Below are 19,279 nucleotides of genomic sequence, written 5' to 3' on the forward strand. Positions count from 1 at the left end.
AAAAAATGAATAATACCGGCGGAATTATGCATATTGCTCCAACTACCGGTTGGAGCAATATGCATAATGACAGAAAGAAATCGTCCACTCCCTTTGCTGAAAAATTACAACTAGCATTCCGCCGACAACCGGGATGCTGTTGGCGAAATACTCCTATGTCAGCATTATGACGACTTATGTAACTCCCGAATCATAATTTAAAAGCAATCGGCAAATTGCGTAACTGGATTTCACCAGCGGGGAAGGGATTAAGCGGGTTTTTCTTTGAAATTGAACTGAGTGTAATGATTTGGTAAAAAGCCATGACCATCTCAGCAGTCAGACTTCGAAAGCGCTTATGGGGCATGCCATTGTTCATCTGCCTAGAATAGGTAAGAGTGCGAAATTCTGCTTTATGTATTGATAACCGTCCCGTTAACTGCATGGCAAGTCGTGTTAGTTCTTTGGGAGAGCCATCTATATATCTCGGCGAGATATACGTGTTAATTAAATATCTGATAAAACGAATAACCGCATGTACATGCCTGACGTTTGTACGACGTTGAGTCGTGGCCTACGTACCTTGATCCGTACCAGATGAATGACATCACACTGGATCCGAAAGGCGTGAGTGATGACGTGGAGATGAGCAGGGCGCACTCAGAATACGTTGGGGTAAAGGTTCGTCAGGTGTATGCCAGATACGCTATCACCTGATGCCTGTGGCCGCGGGGCAGAAGCGGGGCGTGCAAATATTATTAGCTTAGATTCCGGAGCTGATGCGGCAACAGGTGTAGGTGTGCAAATGGGCTATTCGACCAGCGTGGATGCGGCGGCAACTCCCCCTCAAAATCTATGGACAGCGGGTACGAGTTGGGATCTTACTGCTCCAACGGATAGCCGTAATACGGTCAGTATTCCCCTGGCTGCACGTTATTACCAGACAGGTAATACCATCACTCCGGGTAAAGCTAATACAAAAATGACCGTAATAGAAGGTCTTACGCATATCAGTGACGCCGGCAACCAGCCAAATACGGGTGCCTGACGGAAGGGATATGCTTGAAGTCATTGGGATAATTTTTACGGTTTTTTTTTCGCCAAGATTGGAATTCCATATTTAGATGTCCGCGTGTAACATGTGGGCGTCTAAGTATCAGTACAGACTTAATGGCTACATACGGCGCTGGGTTTACGCTTACATTTCGTCAGGGTGTCGCTTTATCTTTTTTCAGATGTTAGTGCCATTCACTCCTAATACTCAAAGAATGACTATGAATAGAAAATTGAGATCCATCCTACTTTTTACCCTTGCAAAAGCAGGAGAGTTGGTATTGCTGTTGGCAGTAATATTGGGAATAAGCACCAGTGCTGAAGCAATGGTGACCTGCAAAGCATCCACCGCTTATCCGGCAGAAACGCTTATTCCCAATATTAATACTACGTCTTATGCAGGAAATGACCTTCCTTTAGGCAGCACAATTTATGACTCGCATGTTAATGGATCCGGCATGACGGGAGTGAGTTGCGATGCGTCTTTTAATTTAAAAGCAGAGATGGTTGTCAGTGATATGCCGTCGGGTGCACCAACGTTGATGAGTACATCAGCCTATGGCACGGTGTATGTCTATCCGACAAACGTCTCTGGCGTCGGAGTGATCCCGTGGGGAAACGACAAGCGCTTTTCGGGAACGCCGGCCGAATACGGTGTGTTCTCCGTGGGTTCCGCTGGCGATAATGGACAAACACTGCTGATTGACATTTCGCTGATTAAAACAGGCCCCATTGCTTCCGGTGCCACAGTCAACGCCAGTTCCTTCCCTCATCTGAGCTGGGACATCCCCAACACGAGTGGATATACGGGGCTACCTGTTCATTTAGCAAGCATTAGCTACACCGGTACGATTCAGTTTATCACCCGAACCTGTACCACTTCTGACGTAAATGTATCAATGGGCACACATGAAATAGCAGACAAATTTACTGGCGTGGGCTCAACAACGGATTGGGTGGATTCATCCATTATCCTGCAAGACTGCCCATCATTTTCTGGCTATCACAGCCTGGATAGCGCGCAATCGGTAACTGGCAACAATACCGCATCGGGTGGCAATGTTACCGCCACCACCTTTTCCGTATCTTTGCAACCAACGAACTCAGTGACGGACGACATCGTAGGGTTAGATCCCGGTACGGATGCCGCGACCGGTGTAGGTATCCAACTGGGTTATTCAACGGATACAGATGCCGACGCGACAATGCCACAAACACTCTGGACCTCAGGGACAACCTGGGATGTCACCGCCCCTTCTGATGGCCGTAGCACGGTTAAAATTCCACTCGCTGCCCGCTATATCCAGAATGCGAGCCATGCGACCCCAGGTAAAGCAAATGCAAAAGTTATCTTCAATATCGATTATAAATGATGTTCTTGACCCGCCATCTCCGTAAGCGTTAAGTGAGTGTCGTATTGACAGTTATTTGTGGGTGAGATCTACGTTCCATGGCAGCAGTTCGGCTACTTGAGTCGGATATGCAGCGCTTTGGCGGAAATAGGGGATTTGTCAAAGCCTTCGAGCAGCATCAGTTGTAGTTCGTGTTCAATCAGCGTATCCAGTTCCTTGCCGCGCATCAGTCGTTCTCCTGTATTAATTTTTGGTATTCAAGGGCAAAAAGCTGAGCCAATGTGCGGATTTCACCCTCAGCATTTATTTCAACAGACAGTACATTCTCCGTAGCAACCAGTCGCTGAGCCTCAGTACGATGCAGCCACTGTGCTTGCATTGTTTCGAGTTGTTGTAACCGTTGTTCGATGTCAGCCTGTTTGGCCTGGTAGTCAGGTTGATGTTGTAACTGAAGCAAAACGTCACATAACGTCATGCAAGAAGTAGATGGGGGATGGGTAAGTGTATGATAATCGTAGTCTGCGGCCGGTTATGAACTAAATGAACGGCGAATAAGATTTAACTTATGTTGAGTGAAAACCTGGTTCACAAACGAAACTTTCATAGTTCATTGTTTTTAGTTGATTTTTATAACCGATAACTATTTCGTCAGAAATTTACTTCATGAACTAACCCCAAATAATCGCTTACAGTACTTTTTTGATGAATGTCGCTTCGCCGTTCCTGGTCCCTGACCAAGTGAGCTTGCTCTCCGTCCACTAAGTGCCAGAAGAGTACATTGCCAATTACAGGGACGGGAAATTGTGCAAGGATTCTGCTTCAATTGTCAGGGGTATCCGATTGTCTGTTTGAACAATTTACTTTAATACTTCTTTCCTACTCTCTCCTGGCACCGACGTCAGCCGGTGAATTTCTATTATGAAATGACTCTGCGGGCGACCGTAAATCGCGTCTTCCAGTAATCATTTTTCAGATCTGAAATCATCACGCCTTTGCTGGTAGAGGCATGAATGAATTGTTGATTGCCGATATAAACCCCCACGTGGCGCTCATTGGTCGACATCTGAAAGAACAGCAGATCGCCCGGTTTTAGTGCCACAGCGCTGGCGTGCGTCCCTTGTTTTATCTGCTCTGCGGTAGTGCGGGGCAGGCGGCTACGCGAGGTTTCCGGGAAGGCAGCATGGAAAATTTGCTGCATTAATGACGAGCAATCGATGCCTTTGGAGGTGGTGCCACCAAATTTATATTTTACCCCCTGCCACCGGGCGTACTGCGAGAGTATTTTATGACGAATATCCTCTTCATTAAGCGCAGGACTGGAATGAGCTCTTTCAACGTTAATATAAAAGGTAGAGGAACGGGCCTCCGCAATGAATAGTACGCAGGCCGCTAATAAAGAAATAAAAACAGAAATATGAGAATACATAAGCAATAAAATAATAAGTGTTGATGAAATAATGAACAGCGCAAAAAGTAATCTATTGTGAAAGGGGAGACAATGTTACTAGTACTAAAAATGGCGACTCTGCACGCTAAGAAATAATCGAAGCGTGAGGATAAGGAGATATTCATTTTTCGGCGAGGATCGGCCTTTCTCAACTGCTGTGAAGTGCCGGAAGAGGCCTGTTTATGGGACTTACGGTGAAAATCATTCCCGGTAAGGCATCCTGCCGATACAAATTCGAACTGGTCAGGTATTTATTTCAGGCCACTCCTCGTAATCTTCTCACCGCGCCAAGTCGCGACATTTTCTAAGCAGCCTCAGCCCGGTAGGCCTGAAAAAACGGTAAGAGTATTGATGTATTTTTCTTTGGTATTGCTCACGCCGTATGACTACAGGCAATTCCACTGGGGAAAAATTTATGGTTTTTGCTGGCCATCTTAGAAGCTCCTTTATTTATTATCTGATGATATGTATTTAAATGAAAAACATTACTGACAGTTCTCTCTACTTTTCAGTTATCACTGAAGAATCACTCATTCAGGCTTATTCTCTGGACGCAAATCAGGCGGGTTCTGAGCAAAATCTGATGCACTCTTCCTCAAGCGTTTACGTTATCCATCAGGCAGATGGCCGTGCGATTGATGAAATCCTTAAAGCTGAACGCGTGGGCGACAACCTGGTTGTTACCTCCACGCAGTGGAACAGCGCGCTGAACATCGAAAACTTCTTCACAGGCAACGGCCAGCTGTATCTGGCACGTCCGGACGCAGAAGTTGTTCGTATCGTTGCCGCGCAGGATTATCCTCAGCAGGGCAGCGTAATTTTTGACGCACAACCCGTTGTTGACGCACCTGTCGAACTGCCGCAGGCGGTGGACACTCTCAGCAATGCGCTGTTTGCCGCTGAGCCAGAAGTCACCGTAGAACCGGAAGCGCAGCCCGCGATCCCGGCATTAATGATGACCTCGCTCGGCGTCTCTGAAACGCCAAAAATCACCAAAGCCGTTGACGGCCTTGGCAGTAAACAGGGCGACCTGCCATCCGGTAGCGTCACCGACGATCAAAAAGCCGAACTGCACGGGACCGCCAGCGCGGGGACTATCCTCAATATCGTGGATAACGGAGAAGTGATTGCTCAGGTTCAGGCTGATAACAACGGCCGCTGGGCGTTTATCCCGGAGGGCAACATGGGCGACGGCGGTCACGTGTTCACCGTGGTGGATACTGCCAGCGGTGAAACGTCGCCGACTTTCTCCCTGATCATCGACTCAACTGCACCTGCGCGCGCCTATATCGACAGCATTGTTAACGAAGAGGCAGGCGGCGTAGTGGTGGGCAACAACCAGCACACGAACGACAACACGCCGGTGATCAATGGTCGCGGCGAAGCCTTCAGCATGGTCGCCATTTACAATGGTAAAACGATGCTTGGCACCACCTTCGCGGATGCCAGCGGCAAATGGACCTTTACCACGCCGTTCGTCTTCCCGGACAACGTCTACACCCTGACCGCGCGAGCGATGGACTTCTCCGGTAACGTCGGCCTGGCGTCAGCGGCTTACAAAATTACTATCGACACCATTCCTCCTGCGGTGCCGACGATCCTGACCGCAGAAGACGACTTTGGTGCGGTTAAAGGCAGCCTCGCTAATGGCGACCTGACCGACGACCGCACGCCGAAGATTATTGGTAAAGCCGAAGCGGGCATGACCATCTTCGTTTACGACGGTGTCAAACTGCTGGGCACCACCACGGCCAATGCCAGCGGCGACTGGTCCTTCACCACGCCTGCGGATCTGGTTAACGGCGAGCATCAGTTCAATGCAATGGCGCGGGACCCAGCGGGCAACCAGAGCACCATCAGCGACAACTTCACCCTGCTGGTCGGCGAAGACCGCACGCCAGCGCCAACCCTTGGCAGCGTAAGCGACACCACGGGTGCTGTTCAGGGCATGTTGCACAGCGGCGACGTGACCGATGAAGCCTCTCCGGTGCTGCGCGGCAAAGCGCAGGCGGGCGCGGTTATTAAGATCTTTGATAACGGCAAACTGATTGGCGCGACCGTGGCGGATACCAACGGCGACTGGCAGTACAAGCCGGACCCGGCGCTGACCGAAGGGCATCACTCTCTTCAGGCTCAGGCGCAAAACGGCACTAACTCGCCAAGTCTGATGACACCTGCCTTTGAGCTGGAGCTGGATCTCACCCCGCCGGACGCTTCCAACCTGCGCATTACTGGCGTATATGACGACGTCGGCAGCGTACAGGGTAATGTGGCATCTGGCGGTCGTACCGACGATCGTTCCCCGGTTATTAATGGCACCGGCCCTGCGGGCGAAACCCTTGTGGTTTATGTCACCGAGGCAGACGGCAAGCGTGAAGCAGGGCGCGTGCAGGTAGGCAGCGACGGGCACTGGTCCTTGCAGGTCAGCGGTTCACTCAGCTATGGCATGAGCACCTTTACGGCAGTTGCCGTCGATGCGGCCGGAAATACCACCGACCCAAGCGCAGGCTATTCCGTGACCGTGACCACTCAGGATGCGGTAGGCGGTTACGACATCAGTGCCAGCCAGAACGCCGGTAACCTGATCAATACTACCGTGATCGGCAACCAGAACAACCCACAGGTCACCAAGCTGGCGAACGGCAACCTGATCGTGGTTTGGCAGCAGAACGTGGCGGGTGGCGCCAATGGCTACGACGTGGTCATGCAAATGATGGACCCGACGGGGACACATAAAATTGGTACCGAACAGTTTGTTAACCAGCGCAATATCAATAACCAGGACAGCCCATCGGTGACCGCGCTGGCCGACGGCGGGTTTGTTATTGCCTGGGAGGGCAACCCTCTTACACTGCCAGACAATAGTGGTGATGGGGTATTTGCCCGCCGCTATGATGCCAACGGTGCGGCGCAGACCGACGAGTTCCTGGTGAACCAGACCACGTTAGGTGCACAGCGCATACCAGCCATCCTCGGCCTGCCGGATGGCGGCTACATTGTCTCGTGGTACAGCGATCAGAGTTATGGTAATGCCATGCAGCGGATTTACGACGCGAACGATAACCCTGTGAGTAATGAATTTGTTGTTGGTCCGGCAATCGGCACTGTAGGCGGGCCCGAGATGATACTGTTTGAACACGGGCCTTCCGTCGGCTGGTACCTGACCGTATGGAACGGCATGGACAGTAACGGCACCGGCGTGTTCGGTCAGATGCGCAAAACGGATGGCACTTCCGCAGGCCCAATTTTGACGCTGAACACGACACAGGACAAAAGCCAGAATTACCCGGATGCGATTACGCTGAAGGACGGTAGTTTTGTGGTGTTCTGGGATAGCGATGATTCGCAAGCCAATGGTTCTGATATTCGTGCCATTCACTACACCTTCGATCCTGTTACCGGCATGGTGGGCGCGAAGAGCACCGGCGATTTCATCGTCAACGATTACCGCCTGGGCAAGCAGTACAAGCCGGTCGGCGTGGCGCTGGATGACGGTGGCTACCTGCTGATCTGGGGTTCTGAGGGCGGCGATGGCGACGGCTCGGCGATTTACGCCCAGCGCTTTGACGCCAGCAGCAACAAGGTGGGCCACGAGTTCCTGGTTAACCCGACAATTGCAGGTAACCAGGGTTCAGGCTGGGACGACGTCGATCTGAAACACATTCTGGATGCGACGCTGCTGGATAACGGCGATGTCTTTATCACCTGGCACAGCGATAAAATTGATACCGATGGCTTTGGTATCGAAGGTGTGACCATTGATATCGATGCGAGTTTCTATTCAGAGTTCCAGATCAATAGCTCAACGTATGGCGAACAGCGATTCTCCTCAACGACCTCTCTGCCGGGTGGTGGCTTTGTCGTGGTCTGGCAGTCCTCCCAAAACGGCAATGAGGATATCATCGCGCAGCTGTTCGATTCGTCCGGGATGCCTGTTGGCGGTGAGTTCCGCGTCAATGCTGTGACTGCTGATTTCCAGGGGCAGCCGGATGTTATCACGCTGAGCGATGGGACTTTCCTGGTGGGGTATCACAGCTTCGAAGGCAGTGATGTCGTGCGTTTGCAGCACTATGGCTATACCTACGATGGTGCCGGGAACATCACCGGAACAGAGAAGATTGGGGCTGAAAATAAGCTCACGCACAGTGGTCTGAGTATCAACCGTAATGTTCAACTCACGGCGCTGGATGATGGCGGCTACATGGTGGTCTGGCAGGGCACAAACAATGGCACTGCCGCCTGGCAGGTCCTGAGTGCGCAATACGATGCCAACGGTACAATGGTGGCCGGAAGTGAAACGTCGGTAGGGTCAATGGGCTACGGCTCATCGTCTAATACACCGTCGAAAGCGACAGTGACTACTCTGGACGGCGGTGTGGTCGTGGTAACTTACGCGAAAGAGACGACCGACGGTGATATCTATTTCCGAATTTATGATGCTAATACTCATACGTACAGCGCAGAGATCCGTGCTAACCAGACAACCATCGGCAGTCAGGGCACACCGAGCGTCGCGAAGCTGGCTAACGGCAACTTTGTCGTGAACTGGGATTCCTCAGATAACAGTGGACCAGATCAGTCTGGCCGTAGCACCTGGGGGCGTATTTATAACCCACAGGGCGAGCCGGTCAGCAATGAGTTTCTCGTCAACTCATTCACACCGCTTCATCAGCAGCAGCCGGTCACTATTTACCGTCCGGGTGGTGGATTCGTGACCCTGTATAATTCGCAGGCTGATATTGCGCCAGGGAATGGTACTTACGGCGTCTATGCGCAGTTCTTCGATGATGCGGGCCATCGTATCGGTCAGGAAATTCGCGTTCATCAGCTGCAGAAAGGTGACCAGGTCAGTCCTGATGCGACATTCCTTGAAGACGGACGTTTGTTTGTTAGCTGGACTGACAGCGGCGTGGGCGACGGCAGCGGCTCTGCGGTGAAAGGACGCATTCTCGACCTCGACACCACGCTCGGCCTGGAAGTGACGCCGGATCAGAACGCTACTCCAGCAGGCATTGAAGCGTTCAGCCTGATGGATAACGCGGCTCATGGCGATCTGTGGATGCTGTTTGACGACGGTTCACAGTCTGGTCTGCTGCTCAGCAACGAATCGCTCACTGCGGTGCGCGGCGGTGCGGGTGATGACGTAATCGGTATCTCCAGCACGGCGTTTACCTCCATTGACGGCGGTGACGGCATTGATACCCTGCTGCTGGACGGCAAAAACATGTCGCTGGATCTGGACGCGCTGGTCAGCCATATCACCGGCATCGAGAAGATCGATCTTGGCCAGGGCAATGCCAACAGCCTGAGCCTGAGCGCCAACGCGCTGGAAGGGCTGGGTCAGCAGGATCTGATGGTTACCGACGGTAAAAACCAGTTCGTGATCAACGGTGATGGCTCCAACAGCCTGAAGCTGGTCGATACCCACAGCGAAAGCTGGACGGAAACCGGCGAAGCGGAAGTCGGCGGCGTGGTTTACCACACCTGGGTTTCCGGGCAGACGGAAGTGCTGGTCGAGCAGAACATTCACGTTACGGTGATGTAACTCGTGGTTTGTATGCCGGGTAGGGCAAAGAGCTATCCGGCAGTATGCATAAAACGGTAATCCGCCAAACGGGTTACCGTTTTTTTGTGCTTAATCCGTCCGGGAATTAACAGCCAACAACAGCCGCATTCTTTGCTCCAGCACGGCTATCTGCGCGCGGACTTCAGGCACGGCGGCAGAATTCGCCAGCGCCACAAGCTGCTCCAGCAGCAGGTAAGCCTCCGGCATGCCGTGCTGCGCCTCGACGCTTTCCCCCTTCGCGACTTTCGCCAGCGCCTGACAGAGTGCTTCCAACTGCATCTCTGCCGCGCGAACGCCTGACGTTTTGACGGCGTGCGCCGCCTCATTTACCAAATCAATCATGCTCTGCATCTCAAACACGCCAAACGCGCCGCTGAGTGAATGCATTTGCTGGAAAATGATGTCTGCATCCTCGTCATGCCGGGCTTGCCGGATGGCGAGCAGCGAGTCGGCGCAGGTTTTTTCAAAGATGATTTTGACGTCATCGGGAAGGCTGTTGCCGCCGAGAAAACCCAGCGTGGGAGCAGGGCGCGGAGGAATATACAGAGGCAGGGGTTCTGTGTGCGCGGGAACGGGCGCATGTTCCTCGTCGTCCAGTAGCCCGAACAGCGCCTCTTTCAGCTCCGCCAGCAGCAGCGGTTTGGTCAGCACCCGCGACATCCCGGCGGCTTCGCAGGCCTGATACTCCTGCTCTGTGGCGTTCGCGGTGACGGCCATCACCGGAAGATCGGGCCACTGCGCTTTTACCCGTTTCGCGAGGGTGTAGCCATCCATTCCAGGCATCGATAAATCGGTGAGCAGAATATCAAAACGCTCATTTTGCAATTGAAGTAGCGCTTCTTCGCCCTCCGGCACCAGCGTGGCGTGGCAGCCCAACAGCTGAAGCTGTTCCTCGAACAGCCGGGCGTTGACCGGGTTATCTTCCGCCACCAGGACGCGCAGCTCGTGAGTCAGATGTGATTGCTGCTGCTCTCTGCCGGGCAGCGCCATGCCCTGGAGCACATTGCCCAAGGCCTGCGCCAGGCCTTTCAGGCCATAAACCGAGGTGCTTAGCAGCCGCCCTGTTTTTAACGGCGTTGGCGGGCCGCCAGCCTGACAGTCAATGACCCTGTTTGCGTCTTCCACCAGTCGGTTTTCATCGTCGGGATGCCACGTGCTGCGATCGCCCCACAGGATAAGCGTGGTTAATTCGGGCTGTGCGTTGACGTCGAGCTGTATCGGGTGCTGAAACTCATTCACTTCGAGCCCCCAGGCGCGCAGCGCATGAGCCAGATAGCATCGGCTCTGCGGACTGGCGCAGACGAGAAACACCTTCTGACCGTCGAACTTCGGGCGTTCCGCTTCGTCCGCCAGCGCCGGGAGCGGGAAGCAAAGGCTGAACACGCTGCCCTGGTCCGGTTGACTGCTGACCGAAATCTCGCCCCCCATGGTATTCACCAGACGCATACACAGCGCCAGCCCCAGGCCGGTACCGCCGTAGCGGCGATTAATGCTCTCGTCGGCCTGGCTGAACGGATTAAAAATCTGCGCCTGCTGCGCCGGCGTCATGCCAATCCCGCTGTCTTCGACGTCGATATGCAGTTTACCTGCCGCTTCATCAGCCCGCAGGCGCAGCGTGACCTGGCCGCGCTCGGTAAATTTCAGCGCATTGGACAGCAGGTTATTGAGCACCTGCTGCATGCAGGTAGGGTCGCCCATCACCGGCAGCGTCAGCGTGTTGCCCAGCTCGCCCACAAGCTGAATGCCTTTGGCCTGAGCGACGGGGGCGAAAATCTCCAGTGAGCGTGTGGCGATATCCACAAGATCAAAGCTGATGTTTTCGATATGCAGCTCGCCCGCTTCAATTTTAGAGAAATCCAGCACGTCGCTGATGGTGGCGAGCAGGTTATCGGAGGCGTGGCGGATCACGGCGAGGCGATCGCGCTGCGAATCCAGCGCAGAATACTCCAGCAGCTCAAGGTTGCCGAGGATAGCGTTGAGCGGCGTGCGGATCTCATGGCTCATCGTCGCCAGAAACGCTGATTTCGCCGCGCTGGCGCGGTCGGCGGCTTCCTTTGCCGACAGCAACTGCTGCGCCAGCTGCTTTTTCGCCGTCACGTCGATAAAGGCCACCACCAGAGTATCCTCCCCGCGATAACGAACGGGCGTCGCCGAAACCGACAGGCTGGTCGGGGATCCAAATTGATCGTCGAAAGTGACGTCTTCATCATTCAGACGTTTTTCCACGCTGACGAGAGGAGGCAAAGACTGACGCTGATAGCGGCGAATCAGTTCGGCGGGCAGATTAAAGCCGCGCATTTGCAGGCGGCTTTGCATCTGATACATCACCGGGCTGCGCAAGTGCATCTTGCCGTTGTTCATGCCGAGCAGGCCCAGCCCGACCGGGGCGGTGTCGATAAGCGTGCGGCTAAGTTGTTCGCTTTCAAACACCTGTTCAGACTGGCGCACGGCGGGCAGCAGCACCCGCCGTTTCACCGTCAGCAGTAAAAACCAGGTCATAAAAATAATCAGGCACGAGGAGAGGAAGAGCACCACCAGCGCCTTGCGGTTGTCATCCAGAATATCTTTCCACGACTGCGCGTAAACCACCGACCAGTCACCGTTATTGAGCTGCCAGCCTCGCAGAATGCGGTCGCCCTGATAATCCACCCACCGGTTTTGCCCCACTTTTTCCTGCTCGACCTCCCGTACCAGCGGCATCAAACGCTGCGCTGAGTGCGGGCTACAGGGCAGGATCAGATTGCCGTAGCGATCGAGGATCAGACATTCCGCATCCTGACCGATCGTCGGCAGCAGCCTCTCCACTCTGTCGCTAGGTAGTTCGACCACCAGTGTGCCAAAACGCTGAGTGTTTGACTGCCAGAGCGTGGCGGCAATACGGAAAACGGATTTTTGCGTAAGGGCGCTTTTACCAGCCGGGAACCAGTGCAGGACAGGGATATCAGGGCGAGCATTTTCGTTGCTTGCCCGCAGGGTGTTTTCAATATCCAGGCTTTGCTGAACGAGATTCATCTTGTACTGCTGCGCCAGCAGCCGGTTATGCAGCGCCGCAGTCCAGGGGGCAACCGACGTCAGCAGATATTTGCCATCGCTGCTGTAGATATATGTGCTGAAAAGTTCCCCGGAATTGCGGTCACGGATCTTCGCGGCCATCGGTGAAACGTTATTTGCCAGCGCGAGGGCAGGCCCGGCGTCATCCAGTAACGCTTCAGGCTGCGTGGACATCACCAGCACCGGCTGGGCTTCCGGAGACACCTGCACCAGCAGATTACCGTTATTGTTTTTGAACGCCTGTAACGGCCCGGGCTGCGTCTGAGTGGGGGTATTGAGAAACAGTTCGATGTTCTGAATGCCGTTACGCAGTGTGGCGGTGGTTTTGGTTCGCAGGTCTGAGATTTGCGCTACTTCCGCCGCAGTTTCCTGCTGAATTTTGGTCTGGTAATCACGGAACAGCGCCCAGACTTCCAGCCCGAATGCGAGCAATACGCAAAGGGTAATGACCATGCCGCCGCCGTTGATCAGCAGATAATGATGGCGACTCAGGCGGTTTAACACACTCTCTTTTTGCAGATTCATCATAGGGGGCAGACTCTTAGGCAGCGCGCGCTATTCGTTTAGCGTATACCAACGTGCAGAAATAGCGGCTGGCAAACGGCATGTTTTTAATGAAAAACACAGGGAAAGGCATACTAAAACTAAGGCGCGCTTTTGCCGTAATAAAACTCCTTAAAATTACGCTATTTAAATAAAGTCTTAATGACTTGTACGAATAACCGAAAAGAGTTAGCCAATTCCCCCACACACTTAATAAGTATGATCTGTAAGGGTATTTGCCATGGACAATCAGCTTTTCATGGCGATGACCGTGACCAGAAACAATTAAAATCATCTTTAGTACCCGTCCTATCACACCTAATTCAAATTCGAACAAGCCTGACAGACGCAGGTGAAGTTCGAGATTAAAGTACTGACCTATAGACGACGGGTTAGCAGGAATTAATTTCTGCTCTCAGCATAAAAAGTCTGAGCCATTTTTGACACCACAGGAAATACGAACAGATGTCATTAGAACAAAATGCATTAAATGAGCAGGAAGAGGCGTTATCGCTGCCTGCGCCAGAGCGGATAGTCGATACCCTTCTGGAATGTAGTATGTGGATGTGCCAGTACCAGAGCGCGCCACGCAGCGCAGAAAGCTTCTGTGCAGGGATTCCGAAAGGCAATCTGCTGACGCCCTCGCAGGCGATAAGCGCACTCGGCAACGCAAATCTGACTGCCGGAATGGTTCGACGCCGCGCCCATGAATTTTCGGCACATTTAATGCCAATTATATTATTAAGAAAAGATCGCGGGGCCGTTATTTTACTTTCCAGCCGCCGGGATGAAAAAGGAAAGTTATTTTTTCAGGTGTTAATGCCTGAGCTGAGTCTGGAAAAGCCCGTTGAAATTAGTCACGAAGAATTGGCCGAATGGTATTCCGAACACGCTATTTTAGTTAAACCGGGCGCAAAAATAGATAGCCGCGCCGGGGAAGAAACGCCGCACGGCCCGGGCCATTGGTTGTTCAGCACATTATGGCGCTACCGCAGCTATTACCGCAGCGCGGCATTAGCCGCCGTTATTGTGAATATTTTGGCGCTGGCGAGCATCTTTTTTACCATGAATGTGTATGACCGGGTGGTGCCCAATCAGGCGTATGTCACGCTGTGGTCACTGGCAATTGGGGTGGCGATTGCGATGGGCTTTGAAGCCATCACCCGCTTTATTCGCGCCCGGTTGCTGGATGTGGCGGCGAAAAAAGCAGACCTGGTGCTAGGGTCGCGGCTATTCCGCCAGGCGTTAGGCGTGCGGATGGAGCATAAGCCTTCTTCGGCAGGTGCCTTTGCTAACCAGCTGCGAGAGTTTGAATCGGTGCGTGATTTCTTCACTTCCGCGACGCTTGCAGCCATTACAGACTTACCGTTTGTACTGCTGTTTGTTGGGGTGATTTTCATGATTGGCGGGCCGCTTGGCTGGATACCGCTGCTGATGATCCCGTGCATCATTTTGATTAGCGTCGGCATACAGTGGCCACTAGCAAGAACGATGCGCGAAAACCTGCGCGAATCTTCGCTCAAGCAGGGCGTGTTATTAGAGTCTGTGGAAGGGATGGAAACCCTGAAGTCGGTGAGTGGCGAAGCGTATATGACCCGCCGCTGGGAAGCGTTCAGCGCCGCCGCCGCCAGCACCTCGATGAAATCGCGTCAGCTTAGCAGCAGCGCGCTGAATCTGGTGACGTTCCTGCAGCAGCTTCAGACAGTGGTTCTGGTGGTTGTAGGTGTGTATTTGATTGGCGCAGGTTCGCTGTCTCAGGGCGCGCTGATTGGGACCGTGATGTTGGCAAGCCGCGCTACTGCGCCGCTGACGCAGGTGGCAGGTCTGGCAGTACGTTTCCAGCAGGCCAAAGCGGCGCTCACTTCGCTTAACCGTCTGATGGCAATGCCGCTGGATCGTGAAGTTGATAAGAAGTATCTGCCGATGCCGTCGCTGCGCGGCAGTCTAGAGCTGAAGGGGATGAAATTTGCCTACCCGTCGCCGCCGGATAAACCGAATCCGCCGGTGCTGGATAACGTCAACGTGACCATCCAGCCGAATGAGCGAGTGGCGATTCTTGGCAAAATCGGTAGCGGAAAATCGACGCTGCTGCGTCTGATAGCCCGGCTGTACCAGCCAACGGAAGGGCAGATGCTGATAGGCGGCATCGACGTGGCGCAGGTTGACCCTGCGGACTGGCGCAAGACGGTCGGATATGTGGGCCAGGATGCGCGACTGTTTTACGGCACGCTACGGGAAAACGTCATGATTGGCCGCCCGGATGCCTCGACTGATGAACTGTTGCGGGTATTGCAACTGACCGGGCTGGACCATGTAGCGCAAAAGCATCCGATGGGTATCAATCTGCCGATTGGCGAGATGGGGGAAGGGCTATCCGGCGGGCAGCGCCAGCTGGTTTCTCTGGCGCGCAGTTTGCTGGCAAGGCCGCAAATCCTGCTGCTCGACGAGCCGACCAGCGCGATGGACACCCAGACCGAAGCGATTTTTATGCAGCGATTGCATAACGCGACCCAGGGCCAGACGCTGATTCTGGTCACCCACAGGACTTCGCTGCTGAACCTGGTGGACAGGATTCTGATTGTGGATGAAGGGCGAGTCGTTGCCGACGGGCCAAAGAAAGACATTATTGCCGCGCTGAGCGTCAATCCCGGAGAAAAGGCCTCTGCCGCCTGATTGAATTGCCCGCAGCATCGCTATTCGCTGCCCGATTAATGACTCCGACCTCAAGCGGAACGTATTAAAGGTATTAAGTATGTTGAGTAAATTTATGCGCCTCTTCAGGCGCAACCCTAAGGCCGCGCATTTAAAGGCTGGCGATGCCGCCTTTATGAGTGATTTACGCGAATCACTGCTTATTCAGTCCACACCAGGTTCTCGTGCAGTGTTGTATATTTTGTTTGTTATTCTTGTGGTTGGTATTAGTTGGGCGCATTTCGCCAACGTTGAGGAAATAACTCATGGGGAAGGAAAAATCATTTCCAAAAGCCGCGAACAGGTCATTGAAAGTTTAGAGGCTGGCATTATTGATGAAATGTTAGTGCGTGAAGGGGATATTGTTCAGAAAGGACAGCCGTTATTAAAAATTAACCCGACGCGAGCCAGTTCCACCTATCAGGAAATGAACGCCAAGCTGATGGGGATGAAAGCGATGATTGCACGTTTGCAGTCAGAGGCGTACCAGTCGCCGCTGGTTTTCCCGGAAGACCTTAAGGACTATCCGGCGCTGATTGCCCAGGAAAAGAAGGTGTATGAGTCGCGTAAGAAATTGCTGGAGGACAGCCTTAATGCCTTACAGGCCAGCCGTAAGTTGATACTCAAAGAGTTAGCGATGACCGAGCCGCTGGCCGCGCGAGGGCTGATTTCAGAAGTTGAGTTGTTGAGAATGCGCCGTCAGGCCAACGACCTGGAAATCCAGATGGTTGAACGGCAGAACCGTTATCAGGGTGAGGCTAACACGGAGTTGACCAAAGCGGAGCTGGAAGTTGCGCAGCTTACGGAAAGCCTGGTTGGACGCAAAGATGTGCTTGAGCGAACCACCATTACCGCCCCGGTTTACGGCACGGTGAAAAACGTCAGGATCAGCACCATCGGCGGCGTTATCCAGCCAGGTGAAGATATTATGGAAATTGTCCCGCTGGAAGATCAGCTGATTGTTGAGGGGCAAATTAAACCGCAGGACGTCGCATTTTTACGTCCAGGTTTACCGGCGACGGTAAAAGTATCCGCTTACGATTACGGTATTTATGGCGGACTGAAAGGAACGGTTGTTCTTATTAGTCCGGACACCTTACAGGATGAAAAGAAACTCGCTGCAGGACGCCCGGACGCTATTTATTATCGGGTACAGGTTTTAACCGACACCAGTTGGTTAGAATCCGGCGGAAAGCGACTGCCAATTATTCCAGGGATGACTGCAACGGTAGAAATACGTACCGGTGAAAAAACCATTTTAGATTATTTGCTGAAACCTGTGTTTAAAGCCAGAGAAGCATTCCGCGAGAGATAATGAGTGATGAAGTCGAATAACGTTAAGTTGAATAGCCAGTTTCATTTTTCTGCTTTGAAAGGATCGCTTAGCAAAATAGTTTGTGTCTGGGCTTGTGCCACCGCCGTCGCCTACGCCAGCCCAAAAGTGACAGAAGTTAATCTTTTTGCCGCTGAAGATGAGAACCGTGTTGTCGCTGCGCCGAAACAACAGGCGCAGCAAGTTAAAACCGCAAGCTCCAGCGCACCCAAAACGCGCAGCAGTCAGCCAGAAGGTAAGCCTGCGGCGCGGAAGAACTTCTCTTACGACAGCCTGCCTGCCAAAAATGAGAGCAGCGAGCGCGTGGCGCAGGGCAATCTCAGCCTGAAAACGGTGCTGGCGACGGCGCTGAAAATGGCCGAAAACCGCAGCCCGTCGCTGAAGCAGGCCAATGCCGAACTGGGTGCCGCTAATGCGGATATCCGTGAAGCGGAAGGTCAGCGCTGGCCACAGGTGGATGTGAACGCTAACTCCCGTTCGGCCTCTTTCGGCGGCAGCAAAACCCGGGATGAAACGCCGCACTCGCTCAGCGTCAATATGACCACCAATGTGTTTGACTGGGGCAGAACGGAAAAAACCATCGACAGCCAAAAGGCGCTCGGCGAAGCGGCGAGCCAGAAGTATCTGGTAAACCTGGAAGTGCTGGCGCAGGACGTTTCGAACGCCATTGTTGAAAAAGAGAAAGCCCGCCGCGCCAGCATTATCAGTCAACAATACGTTGAGCGCATGAAGCAGCTGGTGGGGATGCTGGAAAGCATCGTGATGACCGACCGGGGACGTGCGAGCGAACTGGTGCAGGCTCAGGCCCGCCTGATGGAAGCGGAAGCAAGCCGCGATAACTGGCTCGCCAAAGAGCGCGATACGGAAATCAAACTGCGCAAACTGATTGGCGACGCGGCGTTGACCATGCCGAAGAATATTCAGTGGACGCTGCCGCAGACGGACCTCGATAAACTGCTGAAGGTAGCCAAAAACCACCCGGCGCTGTTGCAGGCCGAAGCCGAGGCGAAAGCCACCCGCTTACAGGCGGAAGCCCTGCGCGCAGGAGAGAAACCGCAGCTGAACTGGGTGGTGACCAAATCGGTAGGCAACAATGAGTATGGCCGTGAAGATCCGTGGCAGACCATGGTGACCGTGAGCTGGCCGATTTTCCGCGGTGGTTCGGCGCAAGCCGCCCGCGAGGCTGCCACGCTCAGAGCCGAAGCCGGTTATCAGAATAAAGAAAACCAGCAGTTGGAACTGGAGTTTGAAACCCGCGCGGCGGTGCAGGATGCGAAAACCTTACTGGCCCGGGCCGATTTGTATACCGGGCTTATTAAGGAAACTGGTGCAGTGAAAGAAGCCTTCTTCGACCAGTGGTATCACCTCGGACGCAGGACTTTACTGGATGTGTTAATTGCCGAAAGTGATTACAACAATAACCGGATTAATGAAGTCTCTTATCGTTTTGACAGCTACCTGGCGGTGCTTAAGGCGTATGGCAGCACCGGCATGTTGAGCCGCTGGTTGTTGGGTGATGTTCAGTAATCTGCTGATATTCAGTGAGATAAAGTGACTCCGGCACGTCGACGTTCCCGAAGTGCCGGATGTCTTATTCGAGATTCGACATATTATGAATATTAATATTGCTATTGCAGATGACCATCCGGCAATTCTTTCAGGCATTGCCTATGAACTGTCCACCATTCGTACGTTAAATATCGTAGGTAAGGCCAAAGATTCTACTGAGATCATTGATATCCTGAATCAGTCCAACTGCGATGTGCTTATTTCTGACTACGTGATGCCGGGTGGTTCGGCGGGGGACGGCATCGCCATGTTCTCTTTTTTGCGCCGTCACTACCCGAACCTGAAGATTATTGTTTTCACGATCATCGATAATCCGGCCATTGTGGCGGAGCTACTGAAGCTCGGGATCGGTTCGGTGCTGAACAAAGGCGAGGATATTGGCCACCTGATTTCGGCGATCCATGCGGTGTATGCCGGTGCGACTTACATTTCGCCCCATTTCAACTCCGTCGCCCACGTGCTGGGCAGTACCGAAACGGCGCGTCCGTCGCACAGCAAGCTGACGCGCCGCGAGGCGGAAGTGATTCGCCTGTATGTGTCGGGCCTGTCCGTTAACGATATCGCCAGTCAGCTCAAAAGAACCAAACAGACCGTCAGCTCGCAGAAGTCCAGCGCGATGCGCAAGCTGCAAATTACCCGCGATGCGGATCTCTTCCGTTTTGCTTTCGAGACGGGCATGACCAGCATTGGTTAAT

At 53.3% G+C, this 19,279-nt stretch carries 8 protein-coding genes and 3 pseudogenes; 6 read left to right on the forward strand and 5 right to left on the reverse strand.

The genetic code is table 11. The annotated features are described in order from the left end of the window. Window positions 1-177 precede the first annotated feature (177 nt). Both CRO87_RS22885 and CRO87_RS22330 read right to left on the reverse strand, forming a co-directional pair. Window positions 178-544 (reverse strand): annotated as a pseudogene (locus CRO87_RS22885) (hypothetical protein); the annotation flags it as partial. A gap of 429 nt (window positions 545-973) precedes the next feature. Further along, window positions 974-1,051 (reverse strand): annotated as a pseudogene (locus tag CRO87_RS22330) (IS66 family insertion sequence element accessory protein TnpB); the annotation flags it as partial. A 202-nt stretch (window positions 1,052-1,253) separates the two neighbouring features. Between CRO87_RS22330 and CRO87_RS10960 the strand changes: the two are divergent. After that, on the forward strand, window positions 1,254-2,405 hold the full coding sequence (locus CRO87_RS10960) for a fimbrial protein (protein WP_176504295.1): 1,152 nt from the start codon (window positions 1,254-1,256) through the stop codon (window positions 2,403-2,405). A gap of 205 nt (window positions 2,406-2,610) precedes the next feature. Here the strand turns inward: CRO87_RS10960 and CRO87_RS22775 are convergent. Further along, window positions 2,611-2,841, reverse strand: a pseudogene (locus tag CRO87_RS22775) (hypothetical protein); the annotation flags it as partial. Between the two features lie 459 nt (window positions 2,842-3,300). Then, window positions 3,301-3,810: an NlpC/P60 family protein gene (locus CRO87_RS10970; RefSeq protein ID WP_097162979.1), complete on the reverse strand. Its 510-nt coding sequence runs from the start codon at window positions 3,808-3,810 to the stop codon at window positions 3,301-3,303. 496 nt (window positions 3,811-4,306) lie between these two features. Between CRO87_RS10970 and CRO87_RS10975 the strand changes: the two genes are divergently transcribed. Continuing rightward, window positions 4,307-9,376, forward strand: a complete 5,070-nt coding sequence (locus CRO87_RS10975; protein WP_097162980.1) for an Ig-like domain-containing protein — start codon at window positions 4,307-4,309, stop codon at window positions 9,374-9,376. 90 nt (window positions 9,377-9,466) lie between these two features. Here CRO87_RS10975 and CRO87_RS10980 read toward each other — a convergent pair whose 3' ends face one another. Beyond that, window positions 9,467-12,976 carry an ATP-binding protein gene (locus CRO87_RS10980; RefSeq protein WP_097162981.1) on the reverse strand — a complete coding sequence of 1,170 codons (3,510 nt, stop codon included), beginning with the start codon at window positions 12,974-12,976 and terminating at the stop codon, window positions 9,467-9,469. 480 nt (window positions 12,977-13,456) lie between these two features. Between CRO87_RS10980 and CRO87_RS10985 the strand changes: the two genes are divergently transcribed. The 4 genes from CRO87_RS10985 to CRO87_RS11000 all read left to right on the forward strand — a co-directional run bounded on the left by CRO87_RS10985 (window position 13,457) and on the right by CRO87_RS11000 (window position 19,278). Beyond that, a complete protein-coding gene (locus CRO87_RS10985) occupies window positions 13,457-15,664 on the forward strand; it encodes a type I secretion system permease/ATPase (RefSeq protein WP_097162982.1) in 2,208 nt (735 codons plus the stop codon). A gap of 79 nt (window positions 15,665-15,743) precedes the next feature. Beyond that, a complete protein-coding gene (locus CRO87_RS10990; RefSeq protein WP_097162983.1) occupies window positions 15,744-16,997 on the forward strand; it encodes an HlyD family type I secretion periplasmic adaptor subunit in 1,254 nt (417 codons plus the stop codon). Between the two features lie 6 nt (window positions 16,998-17,003). After that, window positions 17,004-18,542 carry a TolC family protein gene (locus CRO87_RS10995; protein WP_097162984.1) on the forward strand — a complete coding sequence of 513 codons (1,539 nt, stop codon included), beginning with the start codon at window positions 17,004-17,006 and terminating at the stop codon, window positions 18,540-18,542. A gap of 85 nt (window positions 18,543-18,627) precedes the next feature. Further along, complete coding sequence (locus tag CRO87_RS11000; RefSeq protein ID WP_097162985.1) at window positions 18,628-19,278, forward strand: response regulator transcription factor; 651 nt, start codon at window positions 18,628-18,630, stop codon at window positions 19,276-19,278. Window position 19,279 lies beyond the last annotated feature (1 nt).

It is taken from the genome of Enterobacter sp. CC120223-11 (genome assembly GCF_900215375.1).
Lineage (GTDB): Bacteria > Pseudomonadota > Gammaproteobacteria > Enterobacterales > Enterobacteriaceae > Scandinavium.